Origin of the sequence: Carnobacterium sp., assembly GCF_045617425.1 — a bacterium.
Taxonomy (GTDB): domain Bacteria; phylum Bacillota; class Bacilli; order Lactobacillales; family Carnobacteriaceae; genus Carnobacterium_B.
Genome location: NZ_JAZLIO010000022.1, coordinates 11,711 through 32,179 on the forward strand (window position 1 = coordinate 11,711; position 20,469 = coordinate 32,179).

Genomic DNA, 20,469 nt, shown 5'->3' on the forward strand with positions numbered 1-20,469 from the left:
CAAGTGAAAATTCTTTACTATTATAACAAAAACTTTTTCGAATACAAGACGTCTCTTTTTTTAACAAAACAAAACAGAGTAGTGCTAATCACCACTCTGTTGACTCTTTCATTATCGGTTCAATTTTTAGCTACTTAGCACTTTGGCTTTTTTCTTCATAATACTGGTTCTCAACTTTTTTGAATGCTCCTGGTTCTACAACTTCTAGTGCTGTAGAGACAACTTCAAGCGCTTCTTTATACTGAAATTCTTTATTAAACAAATCATTGCTTTCCAAAATGGCTTCCCCAATTTCAGGATGTTCATTTCGGTAACGATTCGCATACTGCATCATATATTCTGTCAGTAATGCACTATCCACGATTTCTTCAGTTTTATCAATAAGTAATTCAACATCATCTTCACAAAGTTCACACATTTTTTTTATCTCTGTCATATCAATTTTCAATTTATTTAATTCTTTAGCTAATTTTTCAATCCGCTCTGTTGTGACAAAAAATAAATCTAAATATTCTTCAGGTAAACCTGGTAAGTGTTGCTTTTCAATGTAGCGTTTTATGCCACGCATGTTAAACTCAAAATCATCAATTTTTTCTTTTACTTCAGTTTCTTCTTTGCGTAAATCGGCTAATTGAGTAATCAATTTTTCTTGCTCTTCTTCAATATGAGTTAACTTTTCTCCATCTGCAGCATATGTTTCTTCAACAACTGTATAGACGGCCTGATTTTTCTCAATTCCACTTTTAAATGTTTCAAAATCAAGTTTAATTTCATCAATTTGTTCTTGCATTTTTTTTGTTTGCTCTAAAACAGCGTCGTTTAATTTATAACTTTGTGATACGCGGTCAATTTCAATCATTAGTTGTTGATTTCTCTTATTCACAAATCCAATGAATTCAGCCAAAATAGTATACTCTTTTTCGACTGCTTCTTTAGCATTTAATTCTGCTTCCATAACATCATAAATGTGGTTGATTTTTTCTTCAATTATCACATTCAGCTTTTTAGCCTCTTCAGGTTCACATTGCTTAAGTAATTTTTCACTTTGTTTAATATCTTTTTCAATATCCGCAATGTCGGCTGCTATTGAATCTTCTAAAAAGACGAAATGTTGCACATCTTTTAATTCATGATATCCTTCTTTTAATTCTTGAACTTGATCCGGGAATTCTGTACTAGTTTCTTTAACTAAGCTAGGAATAGTCGTAACTGCATCATTTAACTCTTTTGTTTCATGGCTAAGCTTTTTCAACACTTCTTCAGCTTCAATATGGTCTCCAGAAACCGTTAAGTCAGAAAAATCAGCAAAACTTAATTCTAAAAAAGTAAGTTTCTTTTCTAATCTATCCAGTGCTGGGCCAAAAGAAAAACTTTGTGTTAGTAATTTTTTCCGAATGGTTTGATACATTTCTTGGACTTTTTTTATAGCCTGATTATTTTTTTCTTCACTTTTTAATAATTCGTTCAACGCTAATTGAATTTCTTTAATACTCTCTTTTGTGCTATTCATCAGCTCGCTGCTTTTCTGTTCAGCTTTGCTGGCTTTGATCAATTGTAGACGGTCTGTTGCCTGTTCAGCATCAAACAAAAGATTTTCAATATCAGGAAATGCCGTCATCTCTAATTTTTTCCATTTTTCTTTCCATTGTTCAAAATTTTTCTTTGTCTGTCCTGTCAAAGAAAGATCCTTAACACTTTGAAGGGTTTCTGATATTGGTGTATCCATTAAATTAAATTTTTCTTGTTCCAGCTTGTTGATCGTTTGATAATGCTTTTTTTTCATTATATAACTGGTTATATAGGATACCAGAGCTAATACAATGATAACCATTAAAATTGTTTCTATTTTCATTTTAAAACCTCCGATTGGATTACTGCTAAGTTCATTTTGATTTCACAAAAATAGTTTTTTCATTCTATGTAGGAATGTAATGGTATGTCTAATTTTTATAAAGGATTTACTTATAAAAACACCTATTGTATATTATAACATAGAAGAAAATATTCTCACACCTCAATCTAGGAAAATAATCATTTTTCTGATATGTTGCTGAGAGACTTTTAAGGAGTGCTTATATGACAAAAGAATCTGCTTATTCATTAACAAATAAACAACTTAGTGCTGTAATAGGTGATGAAACTAATTTCATTGCAAATTTAAGTAACGCAGCAGCTTTATTATTCGAGAACTTACCTACTATCAATTGGGCTGGATTTTATTTATATGAACCAGCTTCTGACGAATTGGTCTTAGGACCCTTCCAAGGCAAAGTAGCTTGTATAAGAATACAAAATGGTAAAGGCGTTTGCGGGACAGCATTTGCTAAAAAAGAGAGCATTTTTGTTGAAGATGTTAATCAATTTCCAGGGCATATTGCTTGTGATGCAGCAAGCCAATCTGAAATTGTTGTGCCCTTAATCAAAGAAGGTCATGTAATTGGTGTTTTAGATATCGATGCTCCTATTACTAGTCGCTTTGACGCAATCGACCAAACATATTTAGAAGAATTCGTTCAAATTCTTTTAGATCCTTCAATTATATAATAGAATGGCTTGACTTACTAATGATTTATAGCGTATAATTGCGTTTGTGTAAAATAATGCAGCGTGAGAGTGGTATTCACGTCAACAGTTCATTGCCAGTAATGGTGCAATTGCGTAACCTATGGCTGCAAAGGTGAAGATTGAAAAATGGACTGCACGAAATACTGAACTTCTACTTATTATTTTACTCCAAAAAAAAACATTTATTGGAGGAATTACATTATGTCACGTTATACAGGTCCAAGTTGGAAAGTTTCTCGTCGTCTAGGCATTTCACTTTCTGGCACAGGTAAAGAAATCGAACGCCGTCCTTACGCTCCAGGTCCTCATGGTCCAAACAGCCGTAAAAAATTAACAGAATACGGTCTACAATTACAAGAAAAACAAAAATTGCGTCACATGTTTGGTATGAACGAACGTCAATTTAGTAACTTATTCTTAAAAGCTGGTAAAATCAAAGAAGGTAAACATGGTGAAAACTTCATGATCCTTTTAGAACAACGTTTAGATAATGTTGTTTACCGTTTAGGTTTAGCTACTACTCGTCGTCAAGCACGTCAATTAGTAAACCACGGCCACATCCTTGTTGATGGCAAACGCGTTGATATTCCATCATACAGCGTTTCAGTTGGACAAGTTATCTCTGTACGTGAAAAATCTAAAAACATGGATATTATTAAATCAGCTGCTGAAGCATTATTCGGCCGTCCCGAATACGTAACTTTCGATGTTGAAAAATTAGAAGGTTCATACAACCGTCTACCATTAAGAGATGAATTATCTGCTGAAATCGATGAAACAATCATCGTTGAGTACTACTCTCGTTAATAAAACTAGATTCTATCTAGTAACTGTAAAAGCTTCGAAAGTGCTATGTAATAGCCTTTCGGGCTTTTTCTTTTTTATCTACCCTTCCATACAAGTCCATGTTTTTCTTTTAAATTGGGGGAACTTTGGGGGAGTTTTTGGGGGAACTTTTTTTAAAACAAATGGCGGACTATTAGGTATTGTGATAAAAGCTCTTGGAAAAAATCCTAGGGTTATTTTTTTGTACTAAATAAAAGCATTTAAAATAGTTTGCGGATATTATAATCATCATATGAAAAAGGAGATTATTATGAATATCTTATTTGTCTACTACAATAAGGGTTTTGTTGTAAAAGCATATGAATTTGAAGGACTATGTTTCTTAAGTTTAAATTTTCGTGAATTAGAAAAAAGTTATTCCTGTCCTGATGAATCTTTTGCGATTGAATTAGCAAAAACTATAGCTGATTCTCATACAAGAGATATGCATCGGATTAAAAAGTGGCTTAAATTTGACGAAGATTTAGATACTCCACTCTTCTAAACATTATTGATTAAAATATTGCTATACTCTTTTAAAAAAATAACGTATACTCTTGAATGAAAACGTATTGATTGGTATACATTATATTACTTGGAGGAGTATCTATGAAGAAAATAAGAGTAATCACTCTTGTTCTGCTATTCGCTTTATTTTTTGCTGGTATTAAAGATGTTGAAGCTGCAAGTAATGTACAGGTCCATTTTTTAAATATTGGTCAAGGTGATGCCACACTTATCCAGACACCTAATGAAAATATTTTAATTGATGGTGGTGGTAAAGGTAAAGGACCTGAAATTGTCAAATATTTAAATAAGTATAAAGTTAAATCATTAACGGCTGTTGTGTCTACACACCCTGATGCTGATCACGTTGGTGGGTTAGCTTATGTTATCAAGAATATGAAAGTAAGCAAAGTTTATGCACCAAACATTAGCCATACGACTCAAGCTTATAAAGATTTTCTGTTAGCAGTAAAAAACAAAAAACTGAAAATTACTGTTGCTAAACAAGGTCTTGAAATTCCTACAGTAGCAAAAGATATTACATTGAAATTTATTGCACCAGTAAAAACCTATGCTAAAAGCGATTTAAACAACTGGAGCGCCGTTTTACATCTTAAACATAATCAGAAGTCTTTCTTGTTCATGGGTGATGCTGAAGCAAAAGCCGAAACAGATATGCTAGCAAAAAATTTGATCCCTAAAGTTGATGTTTTAAAAGTTGGACACCACGGTTCAAAGGACTCAACTTCTGCTAAACTATTAAGCAAAGCAAAACCTACCTATTCTGTAATTTCTGTAGGCAAAAATAGTTATGGTCATCCTACTTCTGATGTTTTAAATAGATTAAAGGCTGTTAAATCAACCGTTTACCGAACTGATAAATCTGGTAATGTAATTTTCACGTCCAATGGTTCAAAAATTACAGTAAAGATGGTGAAATAAATGGAAAAAGGTGTTATCGATCGTTTTGAGGGTGACTTAGCGGTAATAGAATTTGATTCGGAAATGCGTGACATCCCAAAAAATATATTACCTAAAGATAGTAATGTCGGTGATTTACTTGTTTTTGATGGAGATTCGATTACTATTGATAAAGCTGGTACTGATAAATTACGCACTGAAATAGAAGATTTGATGAAAGAACTATTTGAGGAAGAATAATAAAACTTTAACATTAGTGTATAAAAAACCCCGCTAAGAATTTTTTTAGCGGGGTTCTTCTTTATATTTTTTACAACAGCTATTTGATATCCATATCCCAGTCGTATACCCAGCCACCATAGCTCTTATCAGTTGCTTGAATATTCAGCTTATTGCCATCTCGTCTTAAGACCACAAAAGTTGTACCTCTATCTTTAGTATCTACACTAGCTTCGAAGGTATCTGTTCTTTTATACCATCTTTTCGCCGAAGTTTTGAATACTACTTTATCATTTACTTTTGCTGCAGTAGGTGCGATTACTCTAGCATCCCAATCGTATATCCACCCACCAAACGATCCATCTACCGCTTGAATATTTAACATATATTCAGATCGTTGTAACACTTCAAAGTATTTCCCTTTATCTTCAGCACTAACAGGAGCATTTTTTTCTTGAATTCTCTTAGACCATGCAGATGCAGTATCAGTAAATTTTATTACTTGACCAGCTTTAGTACTTGTCTTGCTTACCAAATTAGCATCCCAATCATAAATCCATCCACCATATGATTCATCAAGTGTTTGAATGTTAAGTAACACTCCACTTCTTTGTAATACTTTAAAACGCACACTTTTATCCACAGTATCAAATGGAGCATCTTTTGTTTGTGTTTTTTTACTCCATTTAGAGGCTGTTGGCTTAATTCTTATAATATCATTATCTGCCAAATTATTTGGTACACCACCAGAGAAAGCTTCTTCATCCCATGATTGTAGTCCGTTAGCTTCTACTAAATTAATCAATTTACTTGGGTATGCAGGATCAGTTGCATAGCCATCTTGTTGCAATAAGTTAGCTACTTTTTTATAATCTGTTACACCTATTAAATTAGAGTAACGAGAATTTTGATGGAAAAACTCTCCATGATTTTCTACACTAGTTGCCCAATTAGGATACTTTCTAAATTCAGCATTAACTGTAACCCAATTTCCATTTATATATTCTTTGGTAGGATATAAGACATATTGCCCATTGTATCTACCCTTAATTCCAAATAAATTATTTCCGGTAGTTGCTAAACCAGATCTACCCCAATCACTTTCCAAAATAGCTTGAGCAGCAGTTACGGAAGGTAATATTTGATACTTTTTCCAACCAGATATTGCTCCACTTTTTATTGTATCAAGAAAATTACTTGTACTGGCACTTCTACTTTGATCTGTTTTAAATTTATTAGTATTAACTGTTTCATCGTAATAACCTGGCCCTATGTAATCATTTTCTAATACAGCCTTATTATTATCTGTTGTTTCTGCAAAAACTGTAGATGATCCCTCAAAAGTAAATATCAAACCGATTAACGCTAATAAACTAATAGTAAAAAATCTTTTATTTTTCAAAAAATTCACTCCCTTATTTTTAATCCACTATCTAAAAACCAATTTTATAACTATGTTTATTTTAGATTTTGATAACTTGCGTCTATATTTTTTAAAATCAACAAACACTACAACCTCCTTTTATTTAATAGATTAATTATCTATTACTTTTCATTAAAAGTAACGCAACCATTGGTTTACATTTAGCAACTAAAGGTTTACACCAAAGCGATTATACGCTTATTACTACAATTTATAATAAAATTCAAAAAAATGAACGTTTTGATATTCAGTCAATTTATTTTAAGTAATTATGTACTCTTCTACTTTACAAAACGAACACTTGTTCGTATAATAAACACGAGGTGAACGAAATGAAAAAAATGAAGATTCAAGAATTTAATAAGAACTATATGATGATAAACGAAAAAGAAATGATTTTTGAAGAATATCCAGATAGAGAACTTTCCGATTACATACTCGATAACATTTCTCACCAAGAAGTTAAAGATTATAATATCGAGTACTCAGCTATGATACAGACAATTCGCATGGGTGAAATTGGAAAATACAGACTGGATGGCGTGCCTTTTGGATTCAATGCTTTCATTATTACTATAGAAGAGGAGTGATGATTGTGGATGACATTTGGGGTTTGAGTGAATCAGCATTACTAATTATTGAAGACGAGTTAGAAGACTTACTGAAGGAGGATGAACAATTATGGATGCTGCTATGATGACTGGAAAAGTAGTTTCAGATGTAAAAGTGATCAACACTAAACACGGCTACCCTTTTTGCTACATCGCTTTAGATGTTAATGGCAAGATTCGAAATTTATTGATTGGTGGAAATAAAGCTTTTCAGTTTGTTTATGAAGTCGAAAAAGGTACTGGTTTAACAGTTGGCTATACGATTAATGATCGTAAACAATTGATTATTCAAGAGTATAAAATAGACAGCCAACCTACTCTTTTGGGGCAGTTATGGGATTATAAAGGAAGACGGCTACCGTTTAAGAAAAGTATGTTTTAAATAAGTATCTTTTTTTAAATAATACGCTTAAAATTAAATATATTGAATAATAAATATTATTTTAAGGAGTGAAGGTCCTTTGGCAAAAAAAGACTTAGTCGTTTCTCTACAAAATGTAATTGATACAATTAGAGACGCATTAGATAAAGAGGCTGTTAAAGCTGCTTTTTTTTGTGCCCTTTCTATACCCGATATTTGTGCTCAAATTGAATTCTCGAACAGTCAATTAAAAAGAATGGAAACTGGAGACAGGTATATTAAATGGTATAATGAAAACATTTTCGCATACGAAAACCCACCTAAAGGAGTGGCTATGAACCAATTAGACGGAACTGTTGCTTATTTAATTAGGTGTAAAATGTTTCATGAAGGACAATTATTACATAAACATACGTTAAAAAAATTGGAGAATAACTACGAAGAATTAATTAAAAACGATGAAAAATTTAAATTTAGTGAGATTTTCTTTAACTTTAAATTCGTTACTACTGATGTTGAAAGTTATTCTATTGGTTATGCTAGCGTAGATATAAATAATCGTCCAATTGGTCCAATAACGATAAATGCAGAAGTCGACCCTAAATTATTGTCCCAAAAATTAATGTGGACCGCTGAAGGTGTAATACGTAATTTTAACGAAAAACAAAAAAATAACCCTAGCTCAATTAAGAGATAGGGTTTTGTTGTGCCTTATGAATTATTACTTTTATCTAAATACAATTGGTCAATTTCTGGTACAAAATCGCCAGAAAAAGCAAATCCACCTTCAACTTTATACCACCAGATATTGTGGCCATAAACCGCTTCTCCATAAACATAACCCTCAATCAACATACTACTATCTTTTGCTTTTGTTTTAAGAACTTTAGAATCTCTAGTTGGTTTTGTGTAAATTGTTAAATGATTAATACACTTCATTGTTTCTTTACCTAATTTAGCCACTGTAGTTTCCCCGCTTTCTTTATCTTCATTTTTATTTTCAATCGTTTTGTTCAATGCTGCTCTCACAATTTTCATATCAATACCAGGACACGCATTTGATTCATGCCCTTTAAATTCTTTGTGGCCTAAAACTTTGTTAGTTGGAATATTCAACTCTCGCTGAACTTCATTGCAGATTATAGCAAAACTTCTTTCTTGTTCTGCAGTAAATTTACCGTTACCTAAAACAGAAATATTAAAGATATATGAGTTATGGTCACCTACTCCATTTGAAATAACATCATAATCATAATTCCAGTCAACTGAACCATCAAAATGAATGACTACATGATAACCACCTGTAGTCCAGCTGTGAGTATTTTTCCAAAAACCTTCTAAAATTTCCATCGTTTGATCCACATTTACACCTGAATGGTGACGAGCGATATGTGTCACTTTTGATTTGCTTCGTTTGGAACCTCCTCCCATAGAAATTTTGCGACGATCGGTAATTTTAATACCATTAGCCTCACATACTGATTTGATTGTCATCTTATTTTCCCTCCTCTTTCAATTCAATTACTCCAACTTTAGTGCTGTTAAATGCATCATTCATTGCCTTTACAGATGCTTCGATTAAGTTTTGTAATTCTGCATCTGTAATGTTGATTTTGTTTTCATTTAATAATTTAATCGCTTCTTTTCGAGCGTTCGCTAATTTGATTGCACCATCTTCATTCTGCCAAATCTGTTCAGCAGCATTAACAGCAATGTCCACTAGATACTGTTTACGATTAAGTTTTTCATTGATTCCTTTTTCATCTAAAAAAGCCACTACCTTTTTGGCAATGACTCCGATTAAACTTACTATGATAGTTCCTAATGCTCCTATAAGAGCTGTTTGTATTTGTTCCATATTTATCTCCTACTTTCCGATTAGATTTAAGAATGTTTCAATAACCAAATACCCAACGCTACCTGCTCCAATAATCATAGTAGCTAACTTCATACGAGTATCTGTGCTCAATTTTTTCATTTCCTGTGACCGTTCAGCTTCTTTTTCTCTAGTTCTGGTTACGGTACTAAAGACATTTCCCATTTGCTCTGATAATCGTTCATTTTGCTTCATTAAGCTTTCATTTTGACTAATCATGATTTTTGAACGTTCTGCTGATTGAGCTTGGTTAATTAAAACTGAATCTTTTAATTCTTTTATATTCTTTTGGATATCTTCATTTGATTGTTCAAGCTTATAAATTCTAATTTCATGATTTTCTAAGCTGGGTGCTTTGACATCTTTCACATTCCATCACCTTCCTTTTCACAAACTAAAAAGAGCAACCATTTTTGGTTACTCTTTTTAGTAGTGATATTCATATCATTAGTTTAACTTATGATACTATTCTATTATTTAATATTTGTTTGATTATTTCTACCTCTTTTTCATCAAGAAAATTGCCTACAACATCACTTTTCACTAATTTGTAATACGTGAATTTAATAAAATATATTGTGCCTAATAATACACCAGCAAGTGTTAGAAGCATTATTAAAAATGCAACTATCATTACAAATCCGCCAAATTTACTAGTGGAAAAAGCTTCTTTCGTTAGTACTCTAATAGAAGTAGCTGTATCACTATCCATAGCAAGTGCTCCTATTAAAAGTCCTACAATTCCTCCCTGAAAAGAATCCATATATAATTTATCAACTCTTAGCTGATGTAATCTTTCTAATAATACTTTATTGGTAAAATCGTTATTAGAGTAGTATACGTTCATATCATTAACAATAGATGTTAAATCATAGTTCCTTTTATTTCTAATACCTTTAATTCCTTTGGATATATTCTCTCTTCTCAAACTAACTCCTCCAAAACTCTTATAATATTTATATCGGAGTAATTAGTTTTAATTTAAGTTTTTGACAGAATTAAAAAAGATACTCCGGAGAGTACCTTTCTAGTAATGCAAAATTTAATTTTCCGCTGCAGGTCGTACATATTCCCTAAATCCTTCATACCCCATTCCACTATGTCTAGCGTCGTAAGTTTCACCAATCCTGTTATACGTAGACGCTTTTGAAAAAATAGCAAAATTGCCTGAAAAGTTTCTAACAACTACTCGAGCACTTTTAGGTAATGAATCTCGATTATAATCCCAAATACTTCTATCTACATATTCTTTTGGTCTCACTTCTACAAGTTCTTCAAATTCAAAATTTGTGTTGTAAACTTCTGATGATTTCAGCTCTTCAATTTCGAGATAAAAAAACGCCCATTCATAACTAGAACTTTCATAACAAGTAAAAACTAATCTTTTAGGTTTTACTATTGTGGGGATGTTGTCTAAATTCATTTCAATACAATTCTCTTCATTTGAGATTGTACATCCGTGCAAATCATTCCCACCTCCTGTAGGTAAAAATGTATGATTATGCGCATCGTTTGCTCCTATCATATTTAAAATTTGCACAATCTGATTAATGTCATTCCACTCTTTATTGTGAGGTTCGCTATTCTCAAAAATTTCTTTTATCATTTTTTCCCAAAGTGGCAATTCTTGCTCTAAAAATTCGTTTTTCAAATTAATTCCTCCATTTATATGTTAATAATTTTATTATGGAGGTTATTTTATTAAAAATCAATACTATTTATAATAGTTCTAAACTTACCCAACTATTTCAGCTTCAGCCACAATCTCATCTTCAATTTCATACACTTGAGCAGTGAAGCCAGCAATGTCGCGTCTTACTTGTGCTTTATTAGCTTCGTACAAAGAGGAGTTCTGTACGTATTGATTAATATTACTAACACCTGTATCGCTAGGAATAGTGGCGGTTAAATTAACCACCGATTGGTCATTGATCATTGAGCTCCCTGTTAACGTGATTTGTCTTGTTGTTTTTAACATATTATTTTTTCTCCTTTGTTTCTACTTTATATTGAACAGCTTTTAAATCTTCCAATTCTGTTTGTAAAGTAGCTACTTGAATTCTCAAGTTAGCTGTTTCAACCGCATAGTTTGTAAGAACTGTATTAATTGCTTTTTCGTTCATTATTGTTCACTCTCCAATTTCTCTATTTTTTGTTTTAACAATTCGTATTTTCCTTCTAATTCAGTAAACTTTGTTTCATGTTTATCAGTTCGTAAAACTAATTCTTGACCGACTTTACTGTTCAACATAATCTGTCTGCCAGTGTCAATGCTATAAAAATCATGTTCTTCACCATAGGTCATTAATTCAGGTGTATCTTGCGCAATTAAGCCGAATTGAACATCTTTATTTTGTTCATTGTCTATCCATTCATAATCTACAAAATTCCAATTGCGTATTGAATCCATAGCATTTCTGGAAGAAGTAATAATGTTTTTCTTTAATCTTTTGTCTGATTGATTGGTGATGGTGTTCTTTTGCATAGACAAATTTTTCTCTGCATATATAGTTGTCCCATCTAGCCAGAAAATCCTAGAAAACCCACCATTTACTTGACCACCTACACCAAGTGATACACCGGATATTCCTTTTGCAGCTATCCTATTACCATCGTTCAAAATACTTCCGATAGTTCCGGTTTGTAATACCCCAGCTGTAATATATCTTGCTGCTAAAATATCTGATTGCTGCATGTCTAAGGCGCCATTCATTCTTAACCAGCCATTAATTTGGGTAGCATTGTTAATTACTACAGTACCTAGATAATCATAATAACCAATGATATCTTTGTAAGTTGAGCTACCTGTTGCTGTTTGATAACGAATAGTAAAGGATTGGTTATTGACAATATCTATTGAGAATAAGTTTTCGTTACCATCTAAGGCTGCTCCTATGGTTCCTAAACCTTGTCCGGATTTAGATTTAACATATAACACACCATTTTGAAGCAAGGTTTGCGCTCCATCAGAAGCAGTTGTTACAACTCCGCCACCTGCGATACTAACACCACCACCAGCTGCCGCATTCCAATTCGACTGAATGAAACTACTATTCAAACCGACAATCTTAGAGACGTTCAAATTAATAATATTTACATTTGCCGCATTTAAATTACCTGTAGTAATTCTGTCCGCTGCTATATCTATAGCTTTTACTGAATTTATAAATGATGTTTTAGCAGTCAAAGTTGTTACCATCGTATCTGTAGCAAAAAGTTTATTGATAATTGAAACATTAGTTTGTAGCATATCTGCCGTAATAACATTCGCTGTTAGTACTCTAGCTTTAAGAGTCGCAATGTCTGCGTAGACAGCGGATAAAGCTAAAACATCTAACCTTGTCACAAATGCAGCGTTCATAGCTACATCACCATCTAATTGAATTCTTTTCCCTTGAATTAATACACCTTCACTAGATAGATTTATTTGAGCAACTAATTTTCCGGCTTCAGCAACTTTATCCCAATTCCCCCATGCTGCAGAACTCCCAGAAACGCTCTGCCTTTGAAACACACCATCAGATGATGAAAATGCTTGAGTGATTGATCCTCCACTTGTACTATTCCATAAGACTTTAGTAGTTAATTGACCATAGGTAGATGAACCGGTAACACCCATTGTAGTTCGTTGTTTAAACTCTTCAACTGTTTGTTTTGGGTAATTCGTAAAATACCATAATGGAGTTTCATTAGTTGCTCTTGTATCTTTAATCGTTTTATCTGCTAATATAGCAGCCGTTACATCACCTTGAACAACCCTTAAGTTGATTGCACTATCTAGTTGAGTCATTTTTGAGTTGTAAGTTGATGATTCTACTTTAGTCGTTATCTGTCCGGCCAGTTGCGTGACTTGAGATTGTTCTGCTTTATTGCCTACAGTAGTTTGAATTCCGTTCACTTTGATATCCAGAGTAGTAAATTGTTCAAGTGTAGTCAAATCTTCTGGTGCTGGTGTCCAATCTGCAGAAGCTTTATTTCCTTTGACTATTTTAATCCACTCAACGTTTAAAGCGAATGAATCATTTGGAAATTGAAATAAATATACTTTATTTAATACAGTTGTACTCCCTAGGTTTGCAGTGGTTACTGTACCTGTTCCGATATACACCCCTTTAACCACATCATATTGAATTCTTTTAAACACAGAAGTTCCGCCGTTATAGTAAACCCCGATGTCTTTTCCAGCTTTGAAATCAGCTTTAATAACTACGGTATACTCTGAACCAACCGACCAATTTTCTGATAACGTGTAATTGGCAAAGTTGTACCCTGTTCCCGGTTTTACTGGTTTATTAGATGCAAGTACTAAGTTTCTATCACCCACATTAACGTTACTCAAATCAGTACTAACTTGTGTCAATGCTAAATTCCACTGTGAAGATGTAGCAGTTAATTGAGCTTGATTTACATACCCTTTCCCAGTAACCAAACTATCAACCTGTGCAGAAGTAAGCCTTGCACTAATAGCCTGAGCATTGGCGGTAATGTCTAAAGTATGCTGATCTACTTTTTTAGTGACAGCATCCACCACTGTTTTTTCTGCTTTAAAACCAACTGTTTTAGTTAATTCATCAATGTTAAATGACAACGTACTTACATTGTTTGTTGCCGTTTGAGCTTGCGTTAATGCATCAATAGCTGTTTGTTTAGTTGTAGTGACATCAATTTTCATGAATCCTACATCTTCAATTGCTTTATCTGCTTTTTGCACTGCTGCATCAGCTGAATCAGTAGCTGTCACTAGGTTTTGATTAACAATGAGTAATTGGTTATCGAACTCTCTAGCCTTTGTCTCAGTGTAGTTTTTGGCATCAAGGAGGGCTTGACTGATATCTTGCTCCGCTTTGGCACGGTCGAGATCAGCTTGATCAAGTACTGCTTCTACTTCTTTTTTCATCGCAAAATCAATTACTACCCAAAAACCATCTTGAAATATTCTTAATTCAACATCATTTGGCCTATCAAATTCATAATAGTACCAATTGTCACCATTTATTGGATTAGGAACCGGATCAGGACCATATGCATTTCGATTTTTCCCATTTGCAGACATAGCAATATAAGTAACGCTATTCTTCATTTGATTAAGTTGCTTGTTAGTATTATCAATAATATTGCTTGTTACTGTGTTTAAAAAAGAATCTTTCCAATCTCCTAAAGTAACGCTGTAGTAAATGTTTTTAATAGGATCATAATCATAACCAACGCATCGAATAATTTCATCGACATCATGTACCAAGTATTTTAATACAAGATCATCACCATAATTAATTTCAGTACCGTCAATAATATTGGTCGAAACCGTTATAGAGCGACTTGGTTTATCAACGTTTTCAGTGCTATATTTTAATTTCGTCCAGGCAATTAATTCAGCTTCAGTTCTGCAGTCGTTATTGACATAGGACTTTTCGTATATTTGTGCATATTCACTGATCAACGGACTATCAACGGTAACAGATAAAATAACTTCATCCTCTTTACCTTCAGGAGTGAATTTACTTGTTGCGTGAATTCTGGTAATCATTCCACTTACCGAAGAAGCATCTTCAAACTCGCTAATATTTTTCTTCTCATACAATAACGCATCAGTTTTAGCACCGAGACGTTTGATCATTCGAATATCAAAACCATTCAACATGAGCTCGCTATCCCAACGATCCGTTATTCGATTTAAAATTTCTAAAGCGTTATGGCTTGGAATGTCATCATCTTCATCATTTGTAGTGAAATCGTGCGTTTCAGTAACGGATGAATCCATTGTGAACTGTCCTAATGTTGATTTAAAAGAACTTTCGAATCGACTTATCACTTGAGAACCGGTCGCATTCTTTAACGAAAAAGGATTGATTTCTTTATTATCAAAGTCATACATCAACTGAACTGCTGTCACTTCAACGGTAGTGCTTTTATTTTTGATATCATAAATTCTAAACTGATTTATTCCATCCGGAGTATCAGCGCTAATGATCATTTCTTTTTTTATTTTTTTGTAGTCTTCCTCTTTGTCCAGGAGAAGATTAAAAGATAAATAAAAACCCTCATCCCTAACAACATGTTCATCAAACGAATAACGAATAGGATTTCCGTTATTCGTAAAATCGACTGTGTTTTTAGGATACAAATATAACAATTACAACCACCCCCATCTTTCAGTGATTTGGATGTTTGTTATTCCAGTTCCTTTTGTCACGAGATTTGTTCCTGGTTCAATTTCAAAGAATGGACCTCTCACTTTACTATTGATTGCATTTCCGCTTTTATCAAATACATTCTGCAGTCCATGTTTGCATTCAATCGTTACTTTAGTATCCATTCCACTTGGAAAAGTCATACGCTGACTACCAATTTGTAAAAAAGTACTAGTTGCTACATTTCCAGTGATGACTAATTTTGGATACATAGGAGCAGTTGTATGGTTTGTTATTGAGCTTCCTAAAGTACTTACTTTTTCGGCTTCATATTCGAATGGTTCACAAGTGAAAGTAACTGTAACGGTGTAGCCATTAAACTCATCTAATGGTTCAGAGTTAAAATCAGCATTTACAAATACATATCGGATATCAGGATCGTCAAAAGGAGTAAACCATCCAGAGTATCCAACAAAAGCTTTCAGTTTTCTAATATCAGCTTTTGTAGCATCATGTAGATAAAACTGATACGTTTTAGTTACGGAAGACCAAGCTTCGATTGTTTGAACTGCAACACTATTTACCATATCCAAATCATGATACTTATTTTTCTTTTCGGCTCTTGTTGGAGCGCTATTTTCTTCTACTCCACAAAAAAACGGAAGGTCACCAGTAGACCGTCCGTTTATCATGAGTTCATTATACTTAGGCATAGGCACCTCCCTTTCCTTTGTTAAATAGATTATTAAGCTTGGTGTTAAGAGTTATTTTCTCAACTACCGCATTAGATAATTTATTAATATCTTGTTCCTCGCGTACTACTGGATCATTGATTTCAATATTTATACTAACTGCAGGCTGAGAACCAGCACTTTTGATAGATAGTTCATCATATCCGATACCTTTTTCATATCTAGGAACTAGTGATTTAGTCAATGCAGCTTTCAGCACTTTGGTTCCCTTTGGAGCATTTGGAATTAAGATGTTTCTTCCTTCCGGGACAAATGATTTTCCATTTGGAAAAGTGATCATCTCTTTATAAGTGGGTCCCTTTTGGTCGTTCACAATCATTGGGCCGCCTAAATGGTAGTTAGTTCCTTTTTCTTTTCCAATTCCTGCTCCCGCTGGACTACCCATCGTTTCAAATTGAGTTGTGATCTTTACAGTCTTTCCTTGAACTCTATTGATCGCTCTTATTGCACTATCTGCTGTCGCCCATGCATTTGTTTTAGCTAAAATGTCTACCTGTTTAAGACCTGGTACTTTATTTAAGGCTCCAATTGATTGTTCAGATACGCCAGGCACATTTGTTGTTGCTTTTATTTTTTTGAGAGTATCTGGGAGATTTCTCCAATCGTTATAGGATTTTTGAGAAGAAAAAACTTTTGTCATTAAGTCTACATTATTTGCCAAAAGTCTTTTTTCATTATCTGGCATCGAAACCCAGTTATTATAATTTGTTTTTGATTGTAGTACGGTACTCATTAAGTCAGAGTTTTCACCTAAGAAAACTTTTTCTTCATCTGATAATAATTTAAAATTGTTATAAGCATCTTCAGATTGAAATATAGTTGTTAATAAGTCATAATTTTCTCCCATGATTTCTTTTACATCATCAGGAATACTTCTCCAATAGTTCATTTTTTCTTCTGAACCCATAATTGATTGAATGAAACCTTGGTTATCTGCATCCACTTTTTTAATATCTGGTTCAAATTCTTCCCAAAGATTTAAATAAGCTAAAGTTTCTGTCATTTTTTCTGGTGTGTTGGAATACATAATCGCAGTTTTTTCTTCTATCGACATTTCGTTCCATTTACCAGACTGTTCTAAAGCTTTATAAGTTGTTTGAGAAAACTCGTCTTCTAAAATAACAGCTTTATCATCCCAAGCCATGCCATCCCACCAGCCGTTAACAATAGCTGATTCTCCAATGATTGACTTAGCATTTGAGCTTAAATCAGCATTATGAAGTTGGAATCTCATTTCATTCCAAGAAGTAACATCTTCACCTGCTTTAATAACTTCTTCTCGTACGTTTGTTTTTACTTCACCAGTTTTTGGATCTAAAATAATATTATTCCAAGTTTTAGCCCCTGCTTCACTTTCGTCAGCAACCCAAGAAAGTTTTTTAGCATTCTCTTCAGCATTTCCTGCTAATTCTTTTGATAAAGAGCCTGCACGTTGGACGATTTTTTCATTCTCGGCGATTTGTTGCTCGCCAAGTTCCCCCATAGAATCAATGGTTTGTCCATTGGTCAAAGATATCTCTTTAGCAATTTCAGGGTATTTAGCAGCAATTATCGCTAGTTGTTGATCAATCCCTTGAGTGGTTGCTTCGTTAGCTTTATCCCATATCTTTGCTTGTTCTTCAATAGCTTTTGGACTGTAACCAAGTTCTTTTAGAGAGCTTAAATATGTTTCTTTTTGTTCATTGTAGTGGGTTTTCATTTCTTGACGTTGCTCTGCTAAACTTTTAGCCCAAGAAGTGGCTTGTTCCTTAGTTGATTTTTCGACATCGCCATTCATAGCATTCAAGATATTATTTCTTTCTTCCTGAGAAACCTGAAGTGTATTAACATAAGCTTCAGCTGATTCTCTATTTAAATCTAAAATGATTTGATTTTCTGAAATTGTAGCACTTCTATTTTCTTTGGCCGCCCTGGAATTAATCTCTTGGATACGTTTGTTGTTGTCTGAAACTATTTTCAAAGACTCTTCAGCTTTCTTTTTGTCTTCGGATAACAATTCCGTTAACGTTGTACGAACTGTTTCGGGAAGGTTAGCCATCAATTCATCTAATTTAGTAATGTGCTCATTCAAACTAGATTCAATAGTTTGACCTAATTCTACAAAATCACTAGACATTTGATTTTTATTTGTACTCAATCCTGAAGTCATATTTTCAAATTGACCCGATGTTTTTTGAGTCAATTCTTGCATTTTACTTAAATGACCATCAACTGTTTCTCCTACATCAGTCCCCCACTGCTTAGTTCGTTCGGACGCATTCCAAGCATCTTCGCCCCAGACTTTCCAAGCGGTCCACCCAAGTAATGCAGCACCAGCAACTCCAAGAACAACCGGAAGTCCTCCAATCGTGCCAATTAAACCTGCAATATTAGTAGAAGCACCAGTTGCTCCACCGGCTACTGCAGTAAACGAAGTAGTCATATCGCTCGCCAGTTTAGGTGTAGTCAGTTTTCCATAAATTCTAACTAGCTCACTTGCCCCTTTGCTTGCAACACCAAATCCACTTGTAATATTTCCTAGCATAGATAATACTGGACCACCTGCCATTGCAAGAGCAGCCCATTTAATAATATTTCGTTGCGTTTCATCATCTAATTCACTGAAACTTCCTACTAGTTCAGTAATATCTTCAGCTAAATCTCTGATAACTGGCGCTAATAATTGAGTAATTTCGATACCTGCAGTTTCTAAAGCACCCATCATTTCATCAATAGCACCGGCCGCATTGTCTTGCATAACTTTAGCCATTTCATCAGCAGCACCAGCAGAGTTTACAAGACTAGTAGACAATTCGTTTACTTTATCTGGTCCAGCTTCAACTAATGTCATCATTCCAGACATAGCTTCTTGACCAAATATAGTAGCAAGTGTAGAAGCTTTTTGCTCGCTAGTCATGCCAGTAAGAGAATCTTGTAGTTCTGCTACAATTTCAGCCATAGGTTTGATTTGACCTTGCGAATCAAACACTTGGATTCCAAATTCGGTCATCGCATCAGAAGCCTTACTAGTTGGTTTCACAAGTCGTGTAAATGCACCACGTAAAGTAGTACCAGCTTGGCTACCTTTGATCCCGGCATCACTCATTATTCCAATGGCCGCAGCAGTATCTTCAATACTCATTCCTAATGTATTAGCCATTGGAGCAGCATATTTCATTGCTTCAGCCATATCCGCCACTTCTGCATTTGTGTCTGCAGCGGCTCTTGCAAAAACGTCTGCTACATGACCTGTATCGCTCGCTTCTAAATTAAATGCTCTTACAGCTGTTGCTGCAGCTTCAGAGGCTAGAGCGACGTCTCCTCCAGATACAGCAGCTAAATCCAGAACTCCTGGCATAGCTGCAAGTATTTCAGTGGTTGCAAAGCCAGCTGAAGCCATGTTTTCCATTCCAGCTGCTACTTCACTTGCGCTGAAAGCCGTTGAAGCACCTAATTCTTTTGCTTGATCAGTTAGTTGTTTCAATTCATCAGCAGTAGCTCCAGCGATTGCTCCAACTCGACTCATTTGTTTCTCGAAAGAAATTCCGACAGTTAATGCTGCAGCAGTTATACCAGCAAGAGGAAGTGTTATTCCTGTGGTTAATTTACCACCGATGCTCTGCATTTGACCGCCGACATTGGTCATTGTATTTCCAAACTTCTGATAATTTTCTGCTGTTTCGGCTAGTCTTCCACCAGCATTACGATACTCATCGTGTAGCTTTTGTGCTTCGTTACGAAGTTGTTGAGTGGCTAATTCTGCTTTGTTTAGGCTGAAAGGTAAGTTAGACAACTCTTTTTCATTGCTGTTGTAGGCTTTTTCAAGATTCTTAATTTCTGTCCCAAGGAATTTAGTTTCTTCCTTAGAAGCTTGATAAGCTGCTTTTGCTTTTTGAGTTTCTTCGTTATTACTACCTAATGCTTTGCGCATCTGATCGTAGTTATTTTTTAAACGGTCCGTTTCTCTAGCCGAATCCTGATAGGCTGAATTTGTATCTTTAATGCTTTTGCTGATTTGATTCTGAATACCAGGTAATTCTTTCTGTCTATTTTTAAACATTTCCGTCTTATCTGCAGCTGACTGAATCCGTTTGGAATAATTATCCATGCTAGTTGAGTATGTTTGTTGCCGGCTCGCTTGTGTTCCTAGTTGAGCTACAGCTAGCTTAGATTGCTCTGCCATTAGACGTTGCTCTCGGTTAATTTCTGCTAGCCCTGCTTTATAAGCTGATTGACCTTCTAACGTTAAACTAATTCCGGCTTTTCTTAATGCCAAATATTTTCACCTCCTTGCATACGAAA

At 34.2% G+C, this 20,469-nt stretch carries 20 protein-coding genes; 8 read left to right on the forward strand and 12 right to left on the reverse strand.

Translation table 11 applies throughout. From position 1 onward, the window contains the following. Positions 1 to 130 precede the first annotated feature (130 nt). Positions 131 to 1,852 carry a septation ring formation regulator EzrA gene (locus ACKI3H_RS11100; protein WP_407372309.1) on the reverse strand — a complete coding sequence of 574 codons (1,722 nt, stop codon included), beginning with the start codon at positions 1,850 to 1,852 and terminating at the stop codon, positions 131 to 133. Between the two features lie 224 nt (positions 1,853 to 2,076). Here ACKI3H_RS11100 and ACKI3H_RS11105 point away from each other — a divergent pair, with 224 nt between their 5' ends. The 5 genes from ACKI3H_RS11105 to ACKI3H_RS11125 all read left to right on the forward strand — a co-directional run bounded on the left by ACKI3H_RS11105 (position 2,077) and on the right by ACKI3H_RS11125 (position 5,058). After that, on the forward strand, positions 2,077 to 2,544 hold the full coding sequence (locus ACKI3H_RS11105) for a GAF domain-containing protein (RefSeq protein WP_407372310.1): 468 nt from the start codon (positions 2,077 to 2,079) through the stop codon (positions 2,542 to 2,544). A gap of 222 nt (positions 2,545 to 2,766) precedes the next feature. After that, positions 2,767 to 3,372, forward strand: a complete 606-nt coding sequence (rpsD, locus tag ACKI3H_RS11110) for a 30S ribosomal protein S4 (RefSeq protein ID WP_407372311.1) — start codon at positions 2,767 to 2,769, stop codon at positions 3,370 to 3,372. A gap of 289 nt (positions 3,373 to 3,661) precedes the next feature. Then, positions 3,662 to 3,895, forward strand: coding sequence for a hypothetical protein (locus tag ACKI3H_RS11115; RefSeq protein WP_407372312.1), 234 nt, complete (start codon positions 3,662 to 3,664; stop codon positions 3,893 to 3,895). 104 nt (positions 3,896 to 3,999) lie between these two features. Continuing rightward, positions 4,000 to 4,839: a ComEC/Rec2 family competence protein gene (locus ACKI3H_RS11120; protein WP_407372313.1), complete on the forward strand. Its 840-nt coding sequence runs from the start codon at positions 4,000 to 4,002 to the stop codon at positions 4,837 to 4,839. Continuing rightward, entirely contained in the window at positions 4,840 to 5,058 is a 219-nt protein-coding gene (locus tag ACKI3H_RS11125) for a DUF3006 domain-containing protein (protein ID WP_407372314.1), read from the forward strand. It begins immediately after the preceding gene. Positions 5,059 to 5,137: 79 nt separating this feature from the next. Here ACKI3H_RS11125 and ACKI3H_RS11130 read toward each other — a convergent pair whose 3' ends face one another. Next, positions 5,138 to 6,439, reverse strand: a complete 1,302-nt coding sequence (locus ACKI3H_RS11130; protein WP_407372315.1) for a glycoside hydrolase family 73 protein — start codon at positions 6,437 to 6,439, stop codon at positions 5,138 to 5,140. Between the two features lie 353 nt (positions 6,440 to 6,792). Here ACKI3H_RS11130 and ACKI3H_RS11135 point away from each other — a divergent pair, with 353 nt between their 5' ends. From ACKI3H_RS11135 to ACKI3H_RS11145, 3 genes are all read left to right on the forward strand, one after another. Continuing rightward, positions 6,793 to 7,050: a hypothetical protein gene (locus ACKI3H_RS11135; protein ID WP_407372316.1), complete on the forward strand. Its 258-nt coding sequence runs from the start codon at positions 6,793 to 6,795 to the stop codon at positions 7,048 to 7,050. 91 nt (positions 7,051 to 7,141) lie between these two features. Next, entirely contained in the window at positions 7,142 to 7,453 is a 312-nt protein-coding gene (locus tag ACKI3H_RS11140; protein WP_407372317.1) for an ssDNA-binding protein, read from the forward strand. Between the two features lie 79 nt (positions 7,454 to 7,532). After that, positions 7,533 to 8,129, forward strand: a complete 597-nt coding sequence (locus ACKI3H_RS11145) for a hypothetical protein (RefSeq protein WP_407372318.1) — start codon at positions 7,533 to 7,535, stop codon at positions 8,127 to 8,129. Positions 8,130 to 8,143: 14 nt separating this feature from the next. Here the strand turns inward: ACKI3H_RS11145 and ACKI3H_RS11150 are convergent, their stop codons facing one another. The 10 genes from ACKI3H_RS11150 to ACKI3H_RS11195 form a co-directional block, all read right to left on the reverse strand. Then, positions 8,144 to 8,926: an N-acetylmuramoyl-L-alanine amidase gene (locus ACKI3H_RS11150; RefSeq protein WP_407372319.1), complete on the reverse strand. Its 783-nt coding sequence runs from the start codon at positions 8,924 to 8,926 to the stop codon at positions 8,144 to 8,146. Between the two features lies 1 nt (position 8,927). Then, a complete protein-coding gene (locus ACKI3H_RS11155; RefSeq protein ID WP_407372320.1) occupies positions 8,928 to 9,290 on the reverse strand; it encodes a phage holin, LLH family in 363 nt (120 codons plus the stop codon). 9 nt (positions 9,291 to 9,299) lie between these two features. Further along, complete coding sequence (locus ACKI3H_RS11160; RefSeq protein WP_407372321.1) at positions 9,300 to 9,677, reverse strand: hypothetical protein; 378 nt, start codon at positions 9,675 to 9,677, stop codon at positions 9,300 to 9,302. Between the two features lie 88 nt (positions 9,678 to 9,765). Further along, positions 9,766 to 10,236, reverse strand: a complete 471-nt coding sequence (locus ACKI3H_RS11165; RefSeq protein WP_407372322.1) for a hypothetical protein — start codon at positions 10,234 to 10,236, stop codon at positions 9,766 to 9,768. Positions 10,237 to 10,350: 114 nt separating this feature from the next. After that, the gene (locus ACKI3H_RS11170) at positions 10,351 to 10,959 is read right to left on the reverse strand and encodes a hypothetical protein (protein ID WP_407372323.1); all 609 of its coding nucleotides are present in this window, start codon (positions 10,957 to 10,959) and stop codon (positions 10,351 to 10,353) included. Between the two features lie 84 nt (positions 10,960 to 11,043). Beyond that, entirely contained in the window at positions 11,044 to 11,286 is a 243-nt protein-coding gene (locus ACKI3H_RS11175) for a hypothetical protein (protein WP_407372324.1), read from the reverse strand. Position 11,287: 1 nt separating this feature from the next. Further along, a complete protein-coding gene (locus tag ACKI3H_RS11180) occupies positions 11,288 to 11,431 on the reverse strand; it encodes a hypothetical protein (RefSeq protein WP_407372325.1) in 144 nt (47 codons plus the stop codon). After that, the gene (locus tag ACKI3H_RS11185; protein ID WP_407372326.1) at positions 11,431 to 15,438 is read right to left on the reverse strand and encodes a tail fiber domain-containing protein; all 4,008 of its coding nucleotides are present in this window, start codon (positions 15,436 to 15,438) and stop codon (positions 11,431 to 11,433) included. The genes ACKI3H_RS11180 and ACKI3H_RS11185 overlap by 1 nt, the downstream gene beginning before the upstream one ends. Next, entirely contained in the window at positions 15,439 to 16,149 is a 711-nt protein-coding gene (locus ACKI3H_RS11190; protein WP_407372327.1) for a hypothetical protein, read from the reverse strand. Beyond that, positions 16,142 to 20,443, reverse strand: coding sequence for a phage tail tape measure protein (locus ACKI3H_RS11195; protein ID WP_407372328.1), 4,302 nt, complete (start codon positions 20,441 to 20,443; stop codon positions 16,142 to 16,144). The genes ACKI3H_RS11190 and ACKI3H_RS11195 overlap by 8 nt, the downstream gene beginning before the upstream one ends. Positions 20,444 to 20,469 lie beyond the last annotated feature (26 nt).

Bases quoted from the DNA above. Each gene is read 5' to 3' on its own strand.
- ACKI3H_RS11150 (WP_407372319.1), bottom strand. From the start codon at position 8,926: ATGACAATCAAATCAGTATGTGAGGCTAATGGTATTAAAATTACCGAT.
- ACKI3H_RS11125 (WP_407372314.1), top strand. From the start codon at position 4,840: ATGGAAAAAGGTGTTATCGATCGTTTTGAGGGTGACTTAGCGGTAATA.
- ACKI3H_RS11155 (WP_407372320.1), bottom strand. From the start codon at position 9,290: ATGGAACAAATACAAACAGCTCTTATAGGAGCATTAGGAACTATCATA.
- rpsD (WP_407372311.1), top strand. From the start codon at position 2,767: ATGTCACGTTATACAGGTCCAAGTTGGAAAGTTTCTCGTCGTCTAGGC.
- ACKI3H_RS11175 (WP_407372324.1), bottom strand. From the start codon at position 11,286: ATGTTAAAAACAACAAGACAAATCACGTTAACAGGGAGCTCAATGATC.
- ACKI3H_RS11115 (WP_407372312.1), top strand. From the start codon at position 3,662: ATGAATATCTTATTTGTCTACTACAATAAGGGTTTTGTTGTAAAAGCA.
- ACKI3H_RS11100 (WP_407372309.1), bottom strand. From the start codon at position 1,852: ATGAAAATAGAAACAATTTTAATGGTTATCATTGTATTAGCTCTGGTA.
- ACKI3H_RS11140 (WP_407372317.1), top strand. From the start codon at position 7,142: ATGGATGCTGCTATGATGACTGGAAAAGTAGTTTCAGATGTAAAAGTG.
- ACKI3H_RS11120 (WP_407372313.1), top strand. From the start codon at position 4,000: ATGAAGAAAATAAGAGTAATCACTCTTGTTCTGCTATTCGCTTTATTT.
- ACKI3H_RS11105 (WP_407372310.1), top strand. From the start codon at position 2,077: ATGACAAAAGAATCTGCTTATTCATTAACAAATAAACAACTTAGTGCT.
- ACKI3H_RS11180 (WP_407372325.1), bottom strand. From the start codon at position 11,431: ATGAACGAAAAAGCAATTAATACAGTTCTTACAAACTATGCGGTTGAA.
- ACKI3H_RS11135 (WP_407372316.1), top strand. From the start codon at position 6,793: ATGAAAAAAATGAAGATTCAAGAATTTAATAAGAACTATATGATGATA.
- ACKI3H_RS11190 (WP_407372327.1), bottom strand. From the start codon at position 16,149: ATGCCTAAGTATAATGAACTCATGATAAACGGACGGTCTACTGGTGAC.